General features: G+C 73.6%; 19 protein-coding genes. 11 read left to right on the top strand and 8 right to left on the bottom strand.

What is annotated here, in order from left to right:
* The first annotated feature begins 187 nt into the window (after positions 1-187).
* Together R2S09_RS16515 and R2S09_RS16520 are read left to right on the top strand one after the other, a co-directional pair.
* Complete coding sequence (locus tag R2S09_RS16515; RefSeq protein WP_306191090.1) at positions 188-820, top strand: LysE family transporter; 633 nt, start codon at positions 188-190, stop codon at positions 818-820.
* Positions 821-970: 150 nt separating this feature from the next.
* Positions 971-1,420 (top strand): nitroreductase family deazaflavin-dependent oxidoreductase, encoded by a 450-nt coding sequence (locus tag R2S09_RS16520; RefSeq protein WP_306191089.1) that lies wholly within the window; start codon positions 971-973, stop codon positions 1,418-1,420.
* Positions 1,421-1,514: 94 nt separating this feature from the next.
* Here R2S09_RS16520 and R2S09_RS16525 read toward each other — a convergent pair whose 3' ends face one another.
* Complete coding sequence (locus tag R2S09_RS16525; protein ID WP_372337787.1) at positions 1,515-2,546, bottom strand: cation diffusion facilitator family transporter; 1,032 nt, start codon at positions 2,544-2,546, stop codon at positions 1,515-1,517.
* 126 nt (positions 2,547-2,672) lie between these two features.
* On the opposite strand from R2S09_RS16525, the gene R2S09_RS16530 reads away from it, so the two are divergent.
* From R2S09_RS16530 to R2S09_RS16545, 4 genes are all read left to right on the top strand, one after another.
* A complete protein-coding gene (locus tag R2S09_RS16530) occupies positions 2,673-3,692 on the top strand; it encodes a glutathione S-transferase C-terminal domain-containing protein (RefSeq protein WP_316741749.1) in 1,020 nt (339 codons plus the stop codon).
* 27 nt (positions 3,693-3,719) lie between these two features.
* Positions 3,720-4,049, top strand: coding sequence for a DUF4235 domain-containing protein (locus R2S09_RS16535; RefSeq protein WP_306191087.1), 330 nt, complete (start codon positions 3,720-3,722; stop codon positions 4,047-4,049).
* Between the two features lie 33 nt (positions 4,050-4,082).
* The gene (locus R2S09_RS16540; RefSeq protein ID WP_316741751.1) at positions 4,083-5,042 is read left to right on the top strand and encodes an NADP-dependent oxidoreductase; all 960 of its coding nucleotides are present in this window, start codon (positions 4,083-4,085) and stop codon (positions 5,040-5,042) included.
* A 137-nt stretch (positions 5,043-5,179) separates the two neighbouring features.
* Positions 5,180-5,560, top strand: coding sequence for an anti-sigma factor antagonist (locus R2S09_RS16545; RefSeq protein WP_306191085.1), 381 nt, complete (start codon positions 5,180-5,182; stop codon positions 5,558-5,560).
* A 40-nt stretch (positions 5,561-5,600) separates the two neighbouring features.
* On the opposite strand, the gene R2S09_RS16550 is transcribed toward R2S09_RS16545, so the two are convergent.
* On the bottom strand, positions 5,601-6,572 hold the full coding sequence (locus tag R2S09_RS16550) for a ribose-phosphate pyrophosphokinase (RefSeq protein WP_306191084.1): 972 nt from the start codon (positions 6,570-6,572) through the stop codon (positions 5,601-5,603).
* A 226-nt stretch (positions 6,573-6,798) separates the two neighbouring features.
* Entirely contained in the window at positions 6,799-6,984 is a 186-nt protein-coding gene (locus R2S09_RS16555) for a hypothetical protein (RefSeq protein ID WP_316741753.1), read from the bottom strand.
* A 301-nt stretch (positions 6,985-7,285) separates the two neighbouring features.
* On the opposite strand from R2S09_RS16555, the gene R2S09_RS16560 reads away from it, so the two are divergent.
* Complete coding sequence (locus tag R2S09_RS16560) at positions 7,286-8,533, top strand: lectin (protein WP_316741755.1); 1,248 nt, start codon at positions 7,286-7,288, stop codon at positions 8,531-8,533.
* 75 nt (positions 8,534-8,608) lie between these two features.
* On the opposite strand, the gene R2S09_RS16565 is transcribed toward R2S09_RS16560, so the two are convergent.
* On the bottom strand, positions 8,609-8,845 hold the full coding sequence (locus tag R2S09_RS16565; RefSeq protein WP_189901133.1) for a hypothetical protein: 237 nt from the start codon (positions 8,843-8,845) through the stop codon (positions 8,609-8,611).
* Between the two features lie 138 nt (positions 8,846-8,983).
* Positions 8,984-9,802 (bottom strand): SDR family oxidoreductase, encoded by an 819-nt coding sequence (locus R2S09_RS16570; protein WP_306187184.1) that lies wholly within the window; start codon positions 9,800-9,802, stop codon positions 8,984-8,986.
* Between the two features lie 106 nt (positions 9,803-9,908).
* On the opposite strand from R2S09_RS16570, the gene R2S09_RS16575 reads away from it, so the two are divergent.
* From R2S09_RS16575 to R2S09_RS16590, 4 genes are all read left to right on the top strand, one after another.
* Positions 9,909-10,946 carry a PHP domain-containing protein gene (locus R2S09_RS16575; protein WP_316741783.1) on the top strand — a complete coding sequence of 346 codons (1,038 nt, stop codon included), beginning with the start codon at positions 9,909-9,911 and terminating at the stop codon, positions 10,944-10,946.
* 53 nt (positions 10,947-10,999) lie between these two features.
* Positions 11,000-11,665, top strand: a complete 666-nt coding sequence (locus tag R2S09_RS16580) for an HAD family hydrolase (RefSeq protein WP_306187470.1) — start codon at positions 11,000-11,002, stop codon at positions 11,663-11,665.
* 410 nt (positions 11,666-12,075) lie between these two features.
* The gene (locus R2S09_RS16585; protein ID WP_316741758.1) at positions 12,076-13,050 is read left to right on the top strand and encodes an SDR family NAD(P)-dependent oxidoreductase; all 975 of its coding nucleotides are present in this window, start codon (positions 12,076-12,078) and stop codon (positions 13,048-13,050) included.
* 161 nt (positions 13,051-13,211) lie between these two features.
* The gene (locus tag R2S09_RS16590; protein WP_306187188.1) at positions 13,212-14,240 is read left to right on the top strand and encodes an SDR family oxidoreductase; all 1,029 of its coding nucleotides are present in this window, start codon (positions 13,212-13,214) and stop codon (positions 14,238-14,240) included.
* An 80-nt stretch (positions 14,241-14,320) separates the two neighbouring features.
* On the opposite strand, the gene R2S09_RS16595 is transcribed toward R2S09_RS16590, so the two are convergent.
* From R2S09_RS16595 to R2S09_RS16605, 3 genes are all read right to left on the bottom strand, one after another.
* A complete protein-coding gene (locus tag R2S09_RS16595) occupies positions 14,321-14,575 on the bottom strand; it encodes a hypothetical protein (protein ID WP_316741760.1) in 255 nt (84 codons plus the stop codon).
* Positions 14,576-14,655: 80 nt separating this feature from the next.
* Positions 14,656-15,873, bottom strand: coding sequence for a DUF6624 domain-containing protein (locus R2S09_RS16600; protein WP_316741762.1), 1,218 nt, complete (start codon positions 15,871-15,873; stop codon positions 14,656-14,658).
* Positions 15,870-16,457: an ATP-binding protein gene (locus R2S09_RS16605; RefSeq protein WP_306187193.1), complete on the bottom strand. Its 588-nt coding sequence runs from the start codon at positions 16,455-16,457 to the stop codon at positions 15,870-15,872. The genes R2S09_RS16600 and R2S09_RS16605 overlap by 4 nt, the downstream gene beginning before the upstream one ends.
* Positions 16,458-16,521: the final 64 nt, after the last annotated feature.

A 16,521-nucleotide genomic window follows, 5' to 3' on the forward strand; every position in this document is an offset into this window, starting at 1 on the left:
AAGCGTCTCTTCCGCTTCATTGACAGGTTGCCTCGTTCATAAACGAGTTGCCTCGGCGGACCCCGCTCGCGCAGGATCCGGCCATGTCCACGATCGACGTTCTCCCGCTGCCTCCGTCCGCCGCCGCCGTCCCGGCAGCGCGCCGACAGCAGCCCGGCCGTCCCCGGAGGCCCGGTCCGCCGCGAACGTGACGGCCGCGCTCGTCGCGGGGCTGGTCGCGGGCTACGGCATCGCCGTGCCCGTCGGCGCCGTCGCGACCCTCCTCGTCTCCCTGACCGCCCGTACGTCCCTGCGGACCGGTGCCTGCGCCGCGCTCGGCGTCGCCACCGCCGACGGTCTCTACGCCCTGCTGGCCGCCCTCGGCGGCACCGCCCTGGCCGACGCGTTGCGGCCCGTCCTGGTGCCGCTGCGCTGGGCGTCGGCCCTGGTCCTGGCCGCACTGGCGGTGCGGGGCACGGTCGCCGCCGTACGGCAGCACCGGCAGGGCCGGCACACCGCCCGCCCCGTCGCTCCCCCGCCCGGCCCCGCACGGGCCTACCTGGCGCTGCTCGGGATCACCCTGCTCAATCCGACCACGGTGATCTACTTCGCTGCGCTGGTCGTCGGCGGTGCCGGCGCCGCGGACACCGTGCCGTTGCTGGAGCAGGGGGTGTTCGTCCTGGCCGCGTTCGCCGCGTCGGCGAGCTGGCAGCTGCTGCTGGCCGGCGGCGGCGCCCTGCTCGGCCGGGGTCTGACCAGCCGCCGGGGGCGGCTGGTCACCGCCCTGGTCTCCAGCGCCGTGATCATGGCACTGGCGGTGCGCACGGCGGTGTCGCCGTGAGCCGGGGCCACGCGGCCCCGCCCGGCGCGATACGGCACCTGGGCGGCCGCCGCGGGCCGCCGGATCGCGCCAAGGGGAACGGTGTCGTCGGCGTCGGTGTTGAATGACGGTGCACGAACCGTCACAGCACGCGACGAGAGGACGTACGCCATGCCTCTTGAGGGCGAGTACGAGCCCAGCCCGGCCGGCTGGGTGCGGGAGCAGGTGGAGCTGTACGAGAGCTCCGGCGGTACCAAGGGGACCACGCTCCTGGACACGGGGCTGCCCGTGATCCTGCTGACCACACGGGGCGCGCGCAGCGGCAGGCTCCGCAAGACGCCGCTGATGCGGGTGGAGCACGACGGGCGCTACGCCGTGGTCGCCTCGCAGGGCGGCGCGCCCAAGCACCCGTTCTGGTACTTCAACCTGAAGGCCGACCCCCGGGTGGAACTGCAGGACGGTCCCGTCAGGCAGGACATGACGGCCCGCGAGGTCACCGGCAGCGAGAAGGCCGAGTGGTGGGAGCGGGCGGTCGCCGCGTATCCGCCGTACGCCGAGTACCAGGCGAAGACCTCGCGGGAGATCCCGGTGTTCGTGCTGGAGGCCGCGGAAGGCCGCTGAACCGGTCGGCCGCCGTCCGCAGGGCGCCGCCCGCCGTCCGGGAGAAATCCGGGCCGGGCAGGCATGGAGCGGCGGCCGGCCGGGCAGCGGTCCTTCAGGCCCCGCCGCGCTCCCCCGTCGCGGCGGGGCTCTCGCGTGCCTCCTCGGCCGGCCGGTCGGTCACGTCGAGGAAGATCTGTTCCGCCTCGGGGACGGTGCGGGCGATGGAGCGCTTGATGCGCATCGCGACCTCCTCGACCCGTTCGCTGTCCAGACCGGGCACCAGGTCGACGCGGGCCGCCACCAGCAGCGAGTCCAGGCCCGTCTTCATGGTGAACAGCGCCTCGACGCTGTCGATCTCCGGCTGCGCCCGCAGCAGGCTGCCGATCCGGCCGCTCAGCTCCGGGTCCGCCGCCTCCCCGATCAGCTGGTCGCGCGCGTCGCGGCCGAGGCGGTAGGCGACGTAGACCAGCAGCGCGCCGATCGCGAGCGAGGCCGAGGCCTCCCACACGACCTGCCCGGTGACCATGTGCAGCGCCATGCCGAGGATGGCGAGTGTGACGCCCAGCACCGCGGTGCCGTCCTCGGCCACGACCGTGCGCAGCGCCGGGTCCCGCAGCCGGCTCGTGCCGCCCTGCCCGCGCACCTGGTGCAGCGCCCGCAGCAGCGAGATGCCCTCGGCGAGGAGGGCGACACCGAGCACGACCAGGCCGACCACGTAGCCGGTGAAGTCCTCGTGCGCGCCGTTGCGCAGGGCCTCGACGCCCTGGAAGAAGGAGAAGCAGCCGCCCATGACGAAGATGCCGACGGCGGCGAGGAGCGACCAGAAGAACCGCTCCTTGCCGTAGCCGAAGGGATGGCGCCGGTCGGCGGGGCGGCGGCTGCGGCGCAGCGCGGCGAGCAGGAAGATCTCGTTGAGGCTGTCGGCGACGGAGTGCGCGGCCTCCGACAGCAGGGCCGGGGAGTGCGCGAGGAGACCGCCCACGGCCTTGGCGGCGGCGATGACCAGGTTCGCCGCGAGCGCCACCAGCACGGTGACGCGGGTCCTGCGGTCCGAGGCCGATCCGGGGCGGCCTCCGGTCGGGCGCCGGGCGGCCTTGTGCTCCTTCGGGTGCGTTTCGCGTGTGTTCTCTGGTGTCCCGCTCACGCTGGCCGATTGCCCCCGCCGCCACGGCTCACACCGTGCCGTCCGCGGATTTCGGGGAACGTGTCCACCAGGACACCCGCGCGGCAGGTGTCCGGCAGGACACCCGTGCGGCAGGAGGGACGAGGCATGAGCGAGGGCGGCGAGGGCAACCGTGCGTACGGCCACAAGGCCTTCAAGCGTTCGAAGAGCCACTTCGCTGACCGGATCACCGCCGACGGCCGGGACGGCTGGCCCGTGGAGCCGGGCCGCTACCGGCTGGTCGTCAGCCGGGCGTGCCCGTGGGCGAGCCGGGCGCTGGTCGCGCGGCGGCTGCTCGGGCTGGAGGACGCCCTGTCCCTGGCCGTCGTCGATCCGATCCAGGACGACCGCAGCTGGCGCTTCACCCTCGACCCCGGCGGCCGGGACCCGGTGCTGGGCATCCGCTTCCTCAGTGAGGCCTACGACCGGCGGGAGACCGGCTATCCCGGCGGGGTGAGCGTGCCCGCGCTCGTGGACGTACCGAGCGGCGCGCTTGTCACCAACGACTTCCAGCAGATCACCCTCGACCTGGCCACGCAGTGGACCGACCTGCACCGGCCCGGCGCGCCGGACCTGTATCCGCCGGAGCTGCGCGGCGAGATCGACACGGTGATGGCCGAGGTGTACGCGGACGTCAACAACGGCGTCTACCGGGCGGGCTTCGCCACGAACCAGGAGGAGTACGAGGCGGCGTGCGCGGGCGTGTTCCGGCGGCTGGAGCTGGTGGCCCAGCGGCTGGCGGGACAGCGCTATCTCGTCGGCGACACGATCACCGAGGCCGACATCCGGCTGTTCACCACTCTGGTCCGTTTCGACGCCGTGTATCACGGACACTTCAAGTGCAACCTGTGGAAACTGGTGGAGAATCCGGTGCTGTGGGCGTACGCCCGCGATCTCTACCAGACGCCCGGGTTCGGCGACACCGTCGACTTCGACCACATCAAGCGGCACTACTACCAGGTGCACACGGGCATCAACCCGACCGGCATCGTGCCGCTCGGGCCCGACACGTCGGGCTGGCTGACACCGCATCACCGCGAGGAGCTCGGCGGCCGTCCCTTCGGCGAGGGCACGGCACCGGGTCCCGTACGGGGCGGTGAGGAGGTCCCGCCCCAGGGCAGGGCCTGACCGAGGTATCCGCACAAGGAGACACAGGTGGCCAAGAAGAAGAAGCACAAGCTGTCCCTCGCCTACCAGCCCGTCGGCTTCGTGCTGGGCTGGGCCGGTGGTTCGCTGGCCGGAATGGCGTTCCGCGCCACGTGGAAGGCCATGCGGCACGAGGACGACGCGCCCGACGCGCTCGACCGGGACCGGCGCTGGGGCGAGATCCTGCTGGCCGCGGCGGTGCAGGGGGCCATCTTCGCCATGGTGCGCAGCGCCGTGGACCGCGCGGGCGCCAAGGCCATCGAGCGCTCGACCGGGGTATGGCCCGCGAAGGAGGCCACGAAGACGGCGGAGAAGAAGAGCGGGCGCGGACGCGTCTGAGCCGGCGCGCGGACCCGGGCGGGCTGGTCCACCATGGGCGAGGTGAACACCGTGAAGACGATGCGTGCCATCGGCCAGGACGTCCTCGGCGGCCCCGACGTGCTGAAGGTGACCGAGCCGGCGCGGCCCGCGCCGCGCCCCAACGAGGTGCTCGTCCGGGTGCGGGCCGCCGGAGTGAATCCCACCGACTGGAAGCACCGTGCCACGGGCGGCTTCCTCGGCGAGCCGCCCTTCGTCCTGGGCTGGGACGTCTCCGGCGTGGTCGAGGCGACGGGCGTGGGCGTGGCCCTGTTCCGGCCCGGTGACGAGGTCTTCGGCATGCTGAGCTACCCGTTCGGCCACGGCTCGCACGCCGAGTACGTCACCGCCCCGGCGCGTGTCTTCGCGCCGAAGCCCGCCGGGATCGACCATGTCCGGGCGGGCGCCCTGCCGCTGGTGTCGCTGACGGCGTGGCAGGCACTGGTGGAGCGGGCCGAGGTGCGGGCCGGGCAGCGGGTGCTGATCCATGCGGCGGCGGGCGGCGTGGGCCATGTGGCGGCGCAGATCGCCAAGGCGCGCAGCGCGCACGTCATCGGCACCGCGAGCGCGGGCAAGCACGACTTCCTGCGCGGGATCGGCGTGGACGAACCCCTCGACTACCGCACGACCGACTTCGCCGAGGCCGTGCGCGACGTCGACGTCGTGCTGGACACCATCGGCGGCGAGACCGCGCTGCGCTCGCTGCGGGTGCTGCGGCCCGGCGGGGTCGTGGTGTCGATCATCCCGATGGGCTCCGACGACTTCTACGAGGAGGCCGAGCGGCTCGGCGTCCGGGCGGTCCGGATGCTGGTCGACGCCGACCACCACGGAATGCGGATGATCGCGGGCCTCGTCGAGGAAGGGAAGCTGAGCGCCACGATCGCCGGTACGTTCCCGCTGGCCGAGGCCGCCAAGGCGCACGAGCTCGGCGAGAGGGGACGCACCACGGGCAAGCTGGTTCTGGTGGTCGACTGACCTCAATTCACAGACATATGTCAATCGAACATGCTGGAATTCGCTCCAACGAGGGTAACTTGCTGAGCGGGGGCGGGTGTTGGTTCGGCTGAACCGCACCCCCGCAGCAGCGGAGTCCGGTGGGAGGCGAGGTCGTCGTGGGGAACGAACGCGCGCCATTCACCCGGCATCTGCGGGTCCGCCGGGAGCGCGGGCACACCGTGCTGGAGTTGCACGGTGAGATCGACATCGCGGCGGCGGTGGAGATCATCCCGTACCTGGACCGGATCACGGCCCGGCCCGGGGCACGGGTGGTGATCGACCTGAGCGGGATCGACTTCTTCGACTGCTCCGGGCTGCGCCTGCTCTACCGGGCCCGGAGCCGGCTCATCGACCACGGCGGCGAGCTGCGCCTGGTGTGCGCGCACCCGCTGACGCTGCGCGTGCTCAAGGTCACCGGCCTGTCCCGGCTGCTGCCGCCCCGCCCGACGCTGGACGCGGCTCTCGAGCAACCCGAGGCCGCGTCGGGCCCGGTGTGAGCGCTGCGGGTCATGCGCCGCGCGGCGCGTCGACTCGGGGTCATTCGCCGCGCGGCGCGTCGAACAGCGCGCTGACGGACTCCCCGTTGTGGATGCGCCGTACGGCCTCGGCGAGCGCCGGGGCGATGGACAGGATCCGGAGCTTGTCCTTGTGGTCCCGGTACTCCTCGTGGTCCTCCACCGGCACCGGCACGGTGTTGGTGCACACGATCTCCAGCACGTCGGGCTGCTCGCTGAGCCGCTTGAGCGCGCCCGCCGCGAACAGGCCGTGCGTGCAAGCGATCCGGATGGAGCGCGGCTCCGACACGCGCAGCCGGTCCAGGAGTTCCAGCACCGTGCTGCCCTTGGCGATCTCGTCGTCCAGCACGATCACGTCCCGCCCGGACACGTCACCGATGACCGAGCTGATGGTCACCCGGTCGTCGGCGTAGCGCTGCTTGGCGCCGGCGGCCACCTGGGCGCCGATCATCCGGGCGAAGGCGGCGGCCTCCTTGGCGTTGCCGAGGTCCGGCGAGACGACGGTGGTGCGCGTCAGGTCGTACTGCCGGAAGTGCGCGGCCAGTTCGCGCAGCGCGTGCAGATGGTCCACGGGCACCGAGAAGAAGCCGTGCACCTGCGGTGCGTGCATCGTCATCGCCAGGACACGGCCCGCGCCCGCGGCGACCAGCAGGTCGGCCACCAGCCGGCCGCCCAGCGAGATGCGCGGGGCGTCCTTCTTGTCGGAGCGGGCGTAGGAGTAGTGCGGCATCACGACCGTGATCCGGCCGGCGGAGGCGCCGCGAGCCGCGTCGCACATCAGCAGCAGTTCCACCAGATGCTCCTGCACCGGCCTGACCAGCGGCTGGACCAGGAAGACGTCCCGTTCCCGGCAGTTGGCCTGGAGCTGTACCTCCAGGCAGTCGTTGGCGAACCGGCTGACCCGGGTCGGGCTGAGCGGAACACCCAGGTGCGCGCAGACCTCCGCCGCCAGTTCGGGATGTGCGCTGCCGCTGAACACCGCGATGTCTCGCACGATCCGCTCCTCGCATGATCATTCGGGCTCCCGGGCTCATGCTACTGACCGCTCTCGCGGCCGTCCGGCCGCCGGTCAGCGCAGGATCCCGGGCAGGGTCAGTGCGCCCAGGAGGGTCGTACCCACCGGCAGCCGGGTCCCGACCGGGCCGAGCAGGGCCAGGAGCAGGGCGGGGCCGTCCCGAGACCGACCGCCGGCACCACCGTCACAGCCAGGCTCCAGCCGTTCACCGCGGCCTCACGGCCGCGCGCCGGCCGGCCCGCGCGACCAGCACGCCCGCACCCGCGGCGCACACCCCGACCACCCACTCCAGGGTGTCGACGGTGCCGATCGGCATCAGCCGGAGCGCCACGAGCGCGGCCCACCAGGCCGGCACCTCGCGGACGGCGAGCAGCGTCGTCCACGCCTTCACACGCCACCTCCGCGGGCTCGGCCCGTGTTCGCCTCCCGGCACATCCAAGCACCGCCCCGGCCGCGGGCGGCGCGGCGGCGCGCGGGTCCGCAACCCGGTTGCCCCGACAGCAGCAGCGGAAACGGCGGAGGACTGTCCGGCATCGACCACACGGTGCGCTTCTGTCTGAGTCTCCGTCAGAAGCGGTCTGTACCAAGGACTTGACGGGTCCTTACTTCACTCCTTAAATCAAGAGTCGACCCCGACCCCCCACAACGGTCGGCGCGCCCGTGCTCCGGGCCGCCGCACAGAAGGGAGAGCCGTGGCCTCTCCACGACTGCTCCGCAGATGTCTCCTCGGCGCGCTGTCCGCCGTGCTCGCCGGTTCCGCCGCGATCGGCCCCGCGCGGGCGGACACACCGGCCGCCTCCCCCGCCGCCGCCACGGTGACGACGTTCTCCGACACCTTCGACGGGCCCGCGGGCGCGGCCGTCGACCCCGCCAAGTGGCAGACGGAGACCGGCGACAACGTCAACAACCACGAGCGGCAGTACTACACGTCGGGCAACAAGAACGCCGCCCTGGACGGCCAGGGCCACCTGGTCATCACCGCCCGGCGCGAGAACCCGGCCGACTACCAGTGCTGGTACGGCACCTGCCAGTACACCTCGGCCCGGCTGAACACCTCGGGGAAGTTCGCCGCGCAGTACGGGCACGTCGAGGCGCGGATGAAGATCCCGCGGGGGCAGGGCATGTGGCCCGCGTTCTGGATGCTCGGCACCGACATCGGGCAGGTGGGCTGGCCGAACTCCGGCGAGATCGACGTGATGGAGAACGTCGGCTTCGAGCCCTCGACGGTCCACGGGACGATCCACGGCCCCGGTTACTCCGGCTCGGCCGGCATAGGCGCGCCGTACTCGCTGCCGAGCGGCCAGGCGTTCGCGGACGCCTTCCACACCTTCGCCGTCGACTGGGCGCCGGACTCGATCACCTGGTCGGTGGACGGCACCGTCTACCAGCGTCGCACCCCGGCCGACCTGGGCGGGAAGACGTGGGTGTTCAACAAGCCGTTCTTCCTGATCCTCAACCTGGCGGTGGGCGGCTACTGGCCGGGCGACCCGGACGGCTCCACCGCCTTCCCGCAGCAGCTGGTGGTCGACTCGGTGTCCGTGACCACGAGCACCACCTCCACCGGCGCCGCGATCCGCGGGCTGGCCGGCAAGTGCGTGGACGTGGCCGGCGCGAACCCGGCCAACGGCACCCCGGTCCAGCTCTACGACTGCAACGGCACCGCCGCCCAGCAGTGGATGTTCGCCTCCGACGGGAGCCTGCGTGCCCTCGGCAAGTGCCTCGACGTCACGGACAACGGCACCGCGGACGGCTCCAAGGTCCAGCTGTGGGACTGCACCGGCGGACCGAACCAGAAGTGGGTCCTGTCCTCGGCGCACGACATCGTCAACCCCCAGGCGAACAAGTGCCTGGACGTCACCGACAACAACTCCGCCAACGGCACCCGCCTCCAGATCTGGACGTGCACGGGCGGCGCCAACCAGAAGTGGTCGGTGGGGTGAGGTGAGGGGCCCTGCGGGGCCGGGAACGGTCCTGCGGGGCCGGGAGGCTTCCGCGGGGCCCGGGGAACGGCCGGCCTAGTGCAGGGTCCATTTGAACTTGTCGCCGCCCACCCATCGGACCACGTCCGGATCGTCCAGGTCGTGGACCCGGATGCCGAACGCCGCGGCGGCCTGGAGGACATCGGTGACGGTCTTCGCCTCGCCGACCACCTCACCGTCGATCTCCACGATGCGGAAAGGCGGATGGCCCGGCTGTACCCCGAGCACCATGATTCGCGGCTGGGAGACACGGGGGCTCGCGCTTTCGGTCATGTCATCAAGCCTAGGACGGGACCGCCCGCGACGAGTCCCCGCACCGCTTTCGAGCACGGGTGAAACCGGGGCCGCCGCGGCTGCTCGCACACGGTCGCACGCGCACCGTCGAACGCGCGCGGTCGCACGGCGCCCCGCTCAGGGGCGCCGCCAGTCGTCGCCGGTCAGGTGGGAGCCGGCCATCGGGCCCATCCGCAGCATGCCGCCGTCCACGCTCCAGGACGCTCCGGTGACGTAGGAGGCGTCGGGGCCGGCGAGGAAGGCGATCACGGCGGCGACCTCGCGGGCGTCGCCCGGGCGGCCCAGCGGCACGCCAGGGCGGCGCTCGGTGTGCACGTGGGTGTCCTCCTGGCCGGTCATCGGCGTGGCGATCTCGCCGGGTGCCACCGCGTTCACCGTGATCCCGTGCTCGGCGAGTTCCAGGGCCATCACCTGGGTGAGCAGGCCGAGGCCCCCCTTGGCCGCGCAGTACGGAGCGGCTCCCACCCGCGGCTGGTGCTCGTGTACCGAGGTCACATTGACGATCCGGCCGCCGTCGCCCTGCGCGATCATCCGCCGGGCCGCCTTCTGCCCGCACAGCAGCGGCCCGACCAGGTCCACGTCCAGCACGCGGCGCACGTCGTCCAGGCGGAGGTCCAGGAACGGCGTGGCGGTGCCGGTACCGGCGTTGTTGACCAGGACGTCGATCCGTCCGCCGAGCTCCCCGGCCAGTTCGTCGAGGGCGTCCGCGGCGGCGGGCAGCCGGGTGAGGTCCATCCGGGTGACGGCGGCCCGGCGCCCTTTTCCGCGGACCTCCTCGGCGGTCTCCGCGGCACCCTCCTCGTCGCTGTGCCAGGTGATGCCGATGTCCAGCCCCGCCTCGGCCAGCCGGACGGCGGTGGCACGGCCGATGCCGGAATCCGATCCGGTGATCAGGGCCACCTTGGCGATGTCCGGCCTGGAAACGGAAGCGGACATGGCACACTCCTCCCGCCGCGTCCCTGCGCAGCCTCGCGGACGAGCCATCGCAGTACCCGAGGGGCGTCCCGGGCAAACCTGGGGAACCCTGGTGACGGAGGTGGCGATGGACCCCGTCGAGGCACTGGACCGGATCGCCTTCCTGCTGGAGCGGTCGCAGGCGCCGACGTACCGCGTGCGCGCCTTCCGTACGGCGTCCCGGACGCTGTCGCGGATGCCCGCCGAGGAGGTCGCCCAGCGCTCCTCGGCGGGGACGCTGGAGTCGCTCAGGGGCGTCGGTCCGAAGACCGCGCAGGTGGTGCGGGAGGCGCTGGCCGGGACCGTGCCCGGATATCTGCGCAAACTGGAGGACGAGGCGCAGGAGCCGCTCGCCGACGGTGGCCGGGAGCTGCTGGCGCGCCTGCGCGGGGACTGCCATCTGCACTCCGACTGGTCGGACGGCGGCAGCCCCATCGACGAGATGGGCCGGGCCGCGGCGGGCCTCGGGCACGACTGGGCGGTGCTCACGGACCACTCACCGCGGCTGACGGTGGCCCGCGGACTGTCCGCGGAGCGGCTGCGCGAGCAGCTGGAAGTGGTGGCCGGGCTGAACGAGACCTGGGCCCCGTTCCTGCTGCTGACCGGCATCGAGTGCGACATCCTCGAGGACGGCTCGCTCGACCAGGATCCGGAGCTGCTGGAGCAGTTGGACGTGGTCGTCGTCTCGGTGCACTCCAAGCTGCGGATGGACGCCCGCTCGATGACCCGCCGGATGGTGGCCGCCGTCCGCGATCCGCACTCCGACGTGCTCGGACACTGCACCGGACGGCTGCTGACCGGGCGGGGGCGGCCGGAGTCGGAGTTCGACGCGGACGAGGTGTTCGCGGCCTGCGCCGAGACCGGTACGGCCCTGGAGATCAACAGCCGCCCGGAGCGGCTGGATCCGCCGCGGCGGCTGCTGCGCCGTGCGGTCGAGGCGGGCGTGCTGTTCTCCGTCGACACCGACGCGCACGCGCCCGGCCAGCTGGACTGGCAGATCCACGGCTGCGCGCGGGCCGAGGAGTGCGGGGTGCCGCCCGAGCGCGTGGTGACCACCTGGTCGCGGGAGGAGCTGCTCGCCTGGGCGCGGGAGCGCCGGACGCCGTCCGGAGTGGCGGGCGCCTGACGTGGTACCCGGGCCTCCCCGGCAACCGACGTGAGCGAGGGGATGCGCCGATGGTGGACCGTGCCGCCGTGTTCGACGTCGACGGAACGCTCGTCGACACCAACCACCTCCACGTCACGACCTGGTGGGAGGCCTTCCGGCAGGCGGGTCACCGGGTGCCCATGCACGCCATCCACCGATCCGTGGGGCTCGGCTCCACCGACCTGATCGCGCACCTGCTCGGCGACGACCGCGACCAGGACCAGGACGCCCGGCTCAGCGCGGCGCACACCGCGCTGTACGCCCAGTATTTCGACCGGCTGCCCGCCCTCGCCGACGCCGGGCGGCTGCTGCGGCGCCTGCACCAGGACGGCTGGACGGTGGTGCTGGCCACCTCGGCGAGCGGTCCGGAACTGAGTGCGCTGCGCCGCGCGATCGACGCGGACGACGCCATCGCGGCCACGGCGAGCGCCGACGACGTGGAGGAGGGCAAGCCCGCGCCCGAGCCGGTCGAACACGCCCTCGAACTGGCCGGGGTGCCCGCCGAACGGGCGGTGTTCGTCGGCGACACCGTCTGGGACATGCGGGCCGGCAGCCGGGCCGGGGTGCGCTGCGTGGGCGTTCTGTGCGGCGGCATCCCGCGCGACGACCTGGAGCGGGCCGGGGCGCACGCCGTCTACGACGACCCCGCCCACCTCCTGTCGTCCCTCCCGGCCGGCCCCCTCGGCCGCACCGGCTGACCGTGCCGCGCGCCGCACCGCACGTCATCGCACGTCATCGCAGCGCACCGCACCGGAGTGATACAGATCACCACATAACCTGGCAGATGCCGGAACACCGGACCGTCGCTCCCCGTTGTACCGAGCGTGGGTGCGGATGGGACAGTGTCCCCGGGCCTCACCTATTGCCCACAGGGACGATCGTTCGGCTGAAGCCCTGTGGAGCGTCTCGCCGAGAGGCGACCGCCATGCGTGCCCACACCCTGACCGCCCCGACCGTGATTCCCCCGTCCGGTCGGGGCTTTCCTCTGTCCGGGATTCCCGACGGTCGGATCCGGGACCCCGGCGGACGGCTCCGGTGATCCCCGGCGGACGGCTCCGGGCCGTCCGCGGTTGACTTCGAGAGCACTCCAATTCGTAGCGTTCCCGGCATGAGCACTTCGCAACAGCACAAGATCGGTTCGGGTTTCGGCGCGACGAGCACCGCCGACGACGTCCTGCACGGCATCGACCTCACCGGAAAGCTCGCGGTCGTCACCGGCGGCTACTCGGGCCTCGGCCTGGAGACCACGCGCGCGCTGACCCGTGCGGGAGCCCACGTGGTCGTCCCCGCCCGGCGGCCCGCCGCCGCGCGGGAGGCGCTGGAGGGCGTCGAAGGTGCCGAGGTGGACGAGCTCGACCTCGGCGACCTCGACAGCGTCCGCGCCTTCGCCGATCGGTTCCTGGCCTCCGGCCGCACCATCGACATCGTGATCGACAACGCCGGGATCATGGCCTGCCCGGAGACCCGGGTGGGGCCCGGCTGGGAGGCCCAGTTCGCGACGAACCACCTCGGCCACTTCGCCCTCGTCAACCGGCTGTGGCCGGCCATCGAGCCGGGCGGCGCCCGCGTGGTCTCGGTCTCCTCCCGCGCCCACCACTTCTCCGGCATCCGCTGGGACCTCCACTGGCAGCGGGGCTACGACAAGTGGCAGGCCTACGGCCAGGCCAAGACCGCGAACGTCCTGTTCGCCGTCCACCTCGACTCCCTCGCCCGCGACCGAGGCGTCCGGGCGTTCGCCCTCCACCCGGGCGGCATCATCACCCCGCTCCAGCGCCACATCCCGAAGGAGGAGATGATCGAGCGCGGCTGGATCGACGAGAACGGCACCGTGCTGAACCCCGAGGGCTTCAAGACCCCGCAGCAGGGCGCGGCCACCCAGGTCTGGGCCGCGGCCTCCCCGCAACTTGCCGGCCTGGGCGGCGTCTACCTGGAGGACTGCGACATCGCCGAACCGGCCCAGGAGGGCGATGAGCGCGGCGGAGTCAAGGACTGGGCCGTCGACCCCGACCAGGCGGCCCGCCTGTGGGACCTCTCCGCGGAGCTGACCGGCGTGAACGCGTTCGCGTCCGGAGGACGGAGCTGACACCGACGGCGTCCGTTCCCGACCGGTGTCTCTTTCCGCCGGGTCGATCGGCCGGGGTTGACCGGTCGCGTCGACCGGGCCTGTCGACCGGGCCGGGTGGATCGGCGCGGACCGGGGTACTCGGGGGTCCGCACCGTCCGCCCCGCCGAGAGGAGCCGCAGGTGAGCAGCGCGTCGGGCAGCAGGATCGTGGTCACGGGCGCCACCGGCAACGTCGGTACCAGCGTCGTCCGCCTCCTCTCCGAGGATCCGGAGGTCGCCTCGGTGCGCGGCCTCGCCCGCCGGGTCCCGCGGTGGACGCCGCCGAAGACGGAGTGGGTGGCGGTCGACGTGGCGTCCGAGCAGGCCGGGCTCGCCGGGCAGTTCGAGGGCGCCGACGCCGTCATCCACCTGGCCTGGGCGTTCCAGCCGACCCACGATCCGGCGACGACCTGGCGCACCAATGTGCTCGGGAGCATCCGGGTGTTCGACGCGGTGGCCGCCGCGCATGTGCCGGTGCTGGTGCACGCGTCCTCGGTCGGCGCGTACTCCCCGGGGCCGAAGGAACACGCCGTGGACGAGTCGTGGCCGACCCACGGCTGGCCGGACGCCGCGTACACCCGGGAGAAGGCATATCTGGAGCGGGCCCTGGACACCTTCGAGCGGGACCACCAGGACGTCAGGGTGGTGCGCATGCGCCCGGCGTTCCTCTTCAAGGCGGAATCGGCGAGCGAGCAGCGCCGCATCTTCGGCGGCCGGTTCCTGCCGGGACCTCTGGCGCGGCCCGAGCTGCTGCCGTTCCTGCCGGACATCCCGGGCCTGCGCGTGCAGGCCCTGCACACGGACGACGGCGCCGAGGCCTACCGGCTGGCGCTGCGACACGAGGTACGGGGGGCCTTCAACCTGGCCGCCGACCCGCCGCTGGACGCCGAGGTGCTGGGCGAACTGCTGGGCACCCGGCCCGTACGCCTGCCGCGGGCCGCCGCCCGCTCCGCGATCGCCGCCGCCTGGGGCCTGCACCTGCTGCCCGCCTCGCCCCAGCTCTTCGACGCGGTGCTCCGCCTTCCCCTGATGGACTGCACACGGGCGCACACCGAACTGGGCTGGCGCCCGGAGCGCACGGCGACCGAGGTCATCCAGGAGTTCCTACAGGGGCTGCGGCGCGGCGAGGGCCTGGACACCGCGCCCATGCAGGGCCGCAAGGTCGGCTGAGCCCGAGGGGCGCCTGACGGGCAAGGATGGCCGGCCCGGACCGGCGCCGGCCGCGGCCGACGATCGGTGCGCGAGGCCCGTCAGCCGGGTGGCTCGTCCGGTGCGGGGTGCTCGGGGTGCACGGTCGCCGCGTTCGGGCTGTCCTTGCGGCCGGTGCCCGCCTCGTCGGTGTCGGGGACGTCCTCGTCGGTGCCGGACTCGGGGCGGGCAGGACGGCGGGCGCTGGACTGGGCCGCCTCCCAGGGGTCCGCACCCGGCCGGGCCTGCTGGTCCGGCATGTCGCGGGGTACCGGCTGGCCGGTCTCGCCGGGGGCCTCTCGGCGGTGCTCGGTCACGGCGTACTCCTCTCGGGTCCGTCCTCTCACAGGCGAGGCGCGGGTACCTCTCCCGTGACCTGCGAAACCTCTCGACCTCGTCAGTCGCGCAACCGCAGTGCCCTCATCTGCTCCTCCAGCGGGCCGAGGCCGACGTCCTGCCGGCGCTCGTCGAGCGTCTCCGGCCGCCGGACCGGGTACGGGCGCAGCGTCAGGGGGTTGATCCGGGTCCCGTAGTACTGCGGCTCGCCCAGTTCCACGGCGCAGTGGTCGGCGATGTAAGCCAGGTGGACGGCCGGGCAGCGGCCGTCGGCCGCCGCCTGTGCGATCAGATCCCGGCATCGCAGCCGGAAGCGCAGGCCGGGGGCGTGCAGCAGGATCATCAAGGCGGCGGTCGACGCGGCCGGTCCCACGAGGTCTACGGCCGGCCAGCCGTGCCTCCGCACGATCGCCGCGAGCGCCTCGGCGTTTTCGCGGTGGCACTCGACGACCCGGCGCCGACGCTCCGGAGTGGGGGTGCTGCCCGCCTTCCGGGTCAGTTCCCGGTCCTCGCCGGCCCTGCGGACCAGTTCGGCCGCCAGCGCCGAGGCGCCCTCCGCGGGCATGTCCCGCACGGCGTCGAGCGCGGGCGGCGAGTTGTCGGCGTGCGCCTGCGGGCATCCGTCCTGGGCGGGCGCGGGTGCGGTCCCGGCTGCCGGTGGTTCCGCCGCTCCTCCTTCGGGGTACGGCGCCGGCGTCCGCCGCGGATGCCCGGCCGGCGCCGTCCGGTCCGCCCGCCGCGCCGTCTCCGCCACGATGGCCGTGACAGGCGTGCCCACGAAGGCGGCCGCCGGACGCGTCACCGTCACGGCCGCCGCCGAGGCCGGCGCGTCGGGCGGCGCGGGGCACGGGCGCACCGTCCTGGCCGCCGCCGAGACCGTGTCCACCGCACGGGCCGGGTACGCCGCCAGCGTCACCGCCTCGCCCACCACCCCCGCTTCGCCGTCCGTGCCCGCGCTCTGACGCGGCACCGCGGGACCCGCACCTCCTGCCACTCCCCCGTCCTGACGCGGCACCCCCGCGCCGAGCGTCGTCGCCGAGTCCGCGCGCACCGGGCCGCCGTGGGCGCGATCCCCGGACACCCGGCCGCCGCAGGCCCGATCGCCGGACACCGGGCCGCCGTAGGCCCGATCCCCGGACACGGGACCGCCCGAGAGCGGGTCACCGGCCAGCCGCCGGACCGGCTCCGGGTCACCGGCGGGTGGACGGCCCGGCACGGGCTCGCCGGCCGGTGCGCGGCTCGTGGCCCGCGCGGCGGGCACCGCGTCGTCGTACGTCATGGCGTCCCGCCTCGCCGCCGCAGGGTGAACCACACGCGCTTGCCCGGACGGCCCGGCTCCGGCGGTGCCATCCCCCAGTCGTCGGCGAGCGCGGCGACGATGGACAGCCCGCGCCCCGACTCGGCCGCGGGGTCCGCCGTCCGGAGCCGGGGCAGCACCGGCGAGCGGTCGGCCACCGTCACCCGCAGGCCACGGGCGTTCCACTCGACGGTGAGCGTGACCGTGTCGCGCGGGTCGGTGCTCGCGTGCCTGACCGCGTTGGCGAACAGCTCGTCCGTCGCCAGCACCGCGCTGTCGCACTGGTCGGCCGGGAGTCGCAGCCCCGCGAGGTGTTCCGTCACCAGGCGCCGCACCGCCGGCGCCCAGGAAGGATCGGCGGGCACCGTGGAGCGCAGACCGCCGGGGCGAGCGGGCCCGCCCGGCGGGACGGGGTCGTCCACGGCGGGTCCCCCGGACTCAGGCGCCCCGGGCTCGGGTGCACCGGCGACGCCGGTGGCCCCGGGGGGCCGGACCAGTGCGGTCGGTGTGCCACAGCCGACCGGGCCGTCCTCGGCGTTCGGCTGTCCGTCGGTCACGGTGGTCATCCAGGTCTCGCCTCGCAGTCCCGTGCGGTGGGGGGCGGGCACCGTACCTGTCGGATCATCAGCT

This window comes from Streptomyces sp. MK7 (genome assembly GCF_032658145.1).
Classification (GTDB): domain Bacteria; phylum Actinomycetota; class Actinomycetes; order Streptomycetales; family Streptomycetaceae; genus Streptomyces; species Streptomyces spiralis.

Excerpts from the sequence above, each read along its gene's own strand:
- R2S09_RS16520 (WP_306191089.1), top strand. The coding sequence starts at position 971 with ATGCCTCTTGAGGGCGAGTACGAGCCCAGCCCGGCCGGCTGGGTGCGG.
- R2S09_RS16530 (WP_316741749.1), top strand. The coding sequence starts at position 2,673 with ATGAGCGAGGGCGGCGAGGGCAACCGTGCGTACGGCCACAAGGCCTTC.
- R2S09_RS16540 (WP_316741751.1), top strand. The coding sequence starts at position 4,083 with ATGGGCGAGGTGAACACCGTGAAGACGATGCGTGCCATCGGCCAGGAC.
- R2S09_RS16565 (WP_189901133.1), bottom strand. The coding sequence starts at position 8,845 with ATGACCGAAAGCGCGAGCCCCCGTGTCTCCCAGCCGCGAATCATGGTG.
- R2S09_RS16570 (WP_306187184.1), bottom strand. The coding sequence starts at position 9,802 with ATGTCCGCTTCCGTTTCCAGGCCGGACATCGCCAAGGTGGCCCTGATC.
- R2S09_RS16575 (WP_316741783.1), top strand. The coding sequence starts at position 9,909 with ATGGACCCCGTCGAGGCACTGGACCGGATCGCCTTCCTGCTGGAGCGG.
- R2S09_RS16585 (WP_316741758.1), top strand. The coding sequence starts at position 12,076 with ATGAGCACTTCGCAACAGCACAAGATCGGTTCGGGTTTCGGCGCGACG.
- R2S09_RS16600 (WP_316741762.1), bottom strand. The coding sequence starts at position 15,873 with ATGACGTACGACGACGCGGTGCCCGCCGCGCGGGCCACGAGCCGCGCA.
- R2S09_RS16605 (WP_306187193.1), bottom strand. The coding sequence starts at position 16,457 with ATGACCACCGTGACCGACGGACAGCCGAACGCCGAGGACGGCCCGGTC.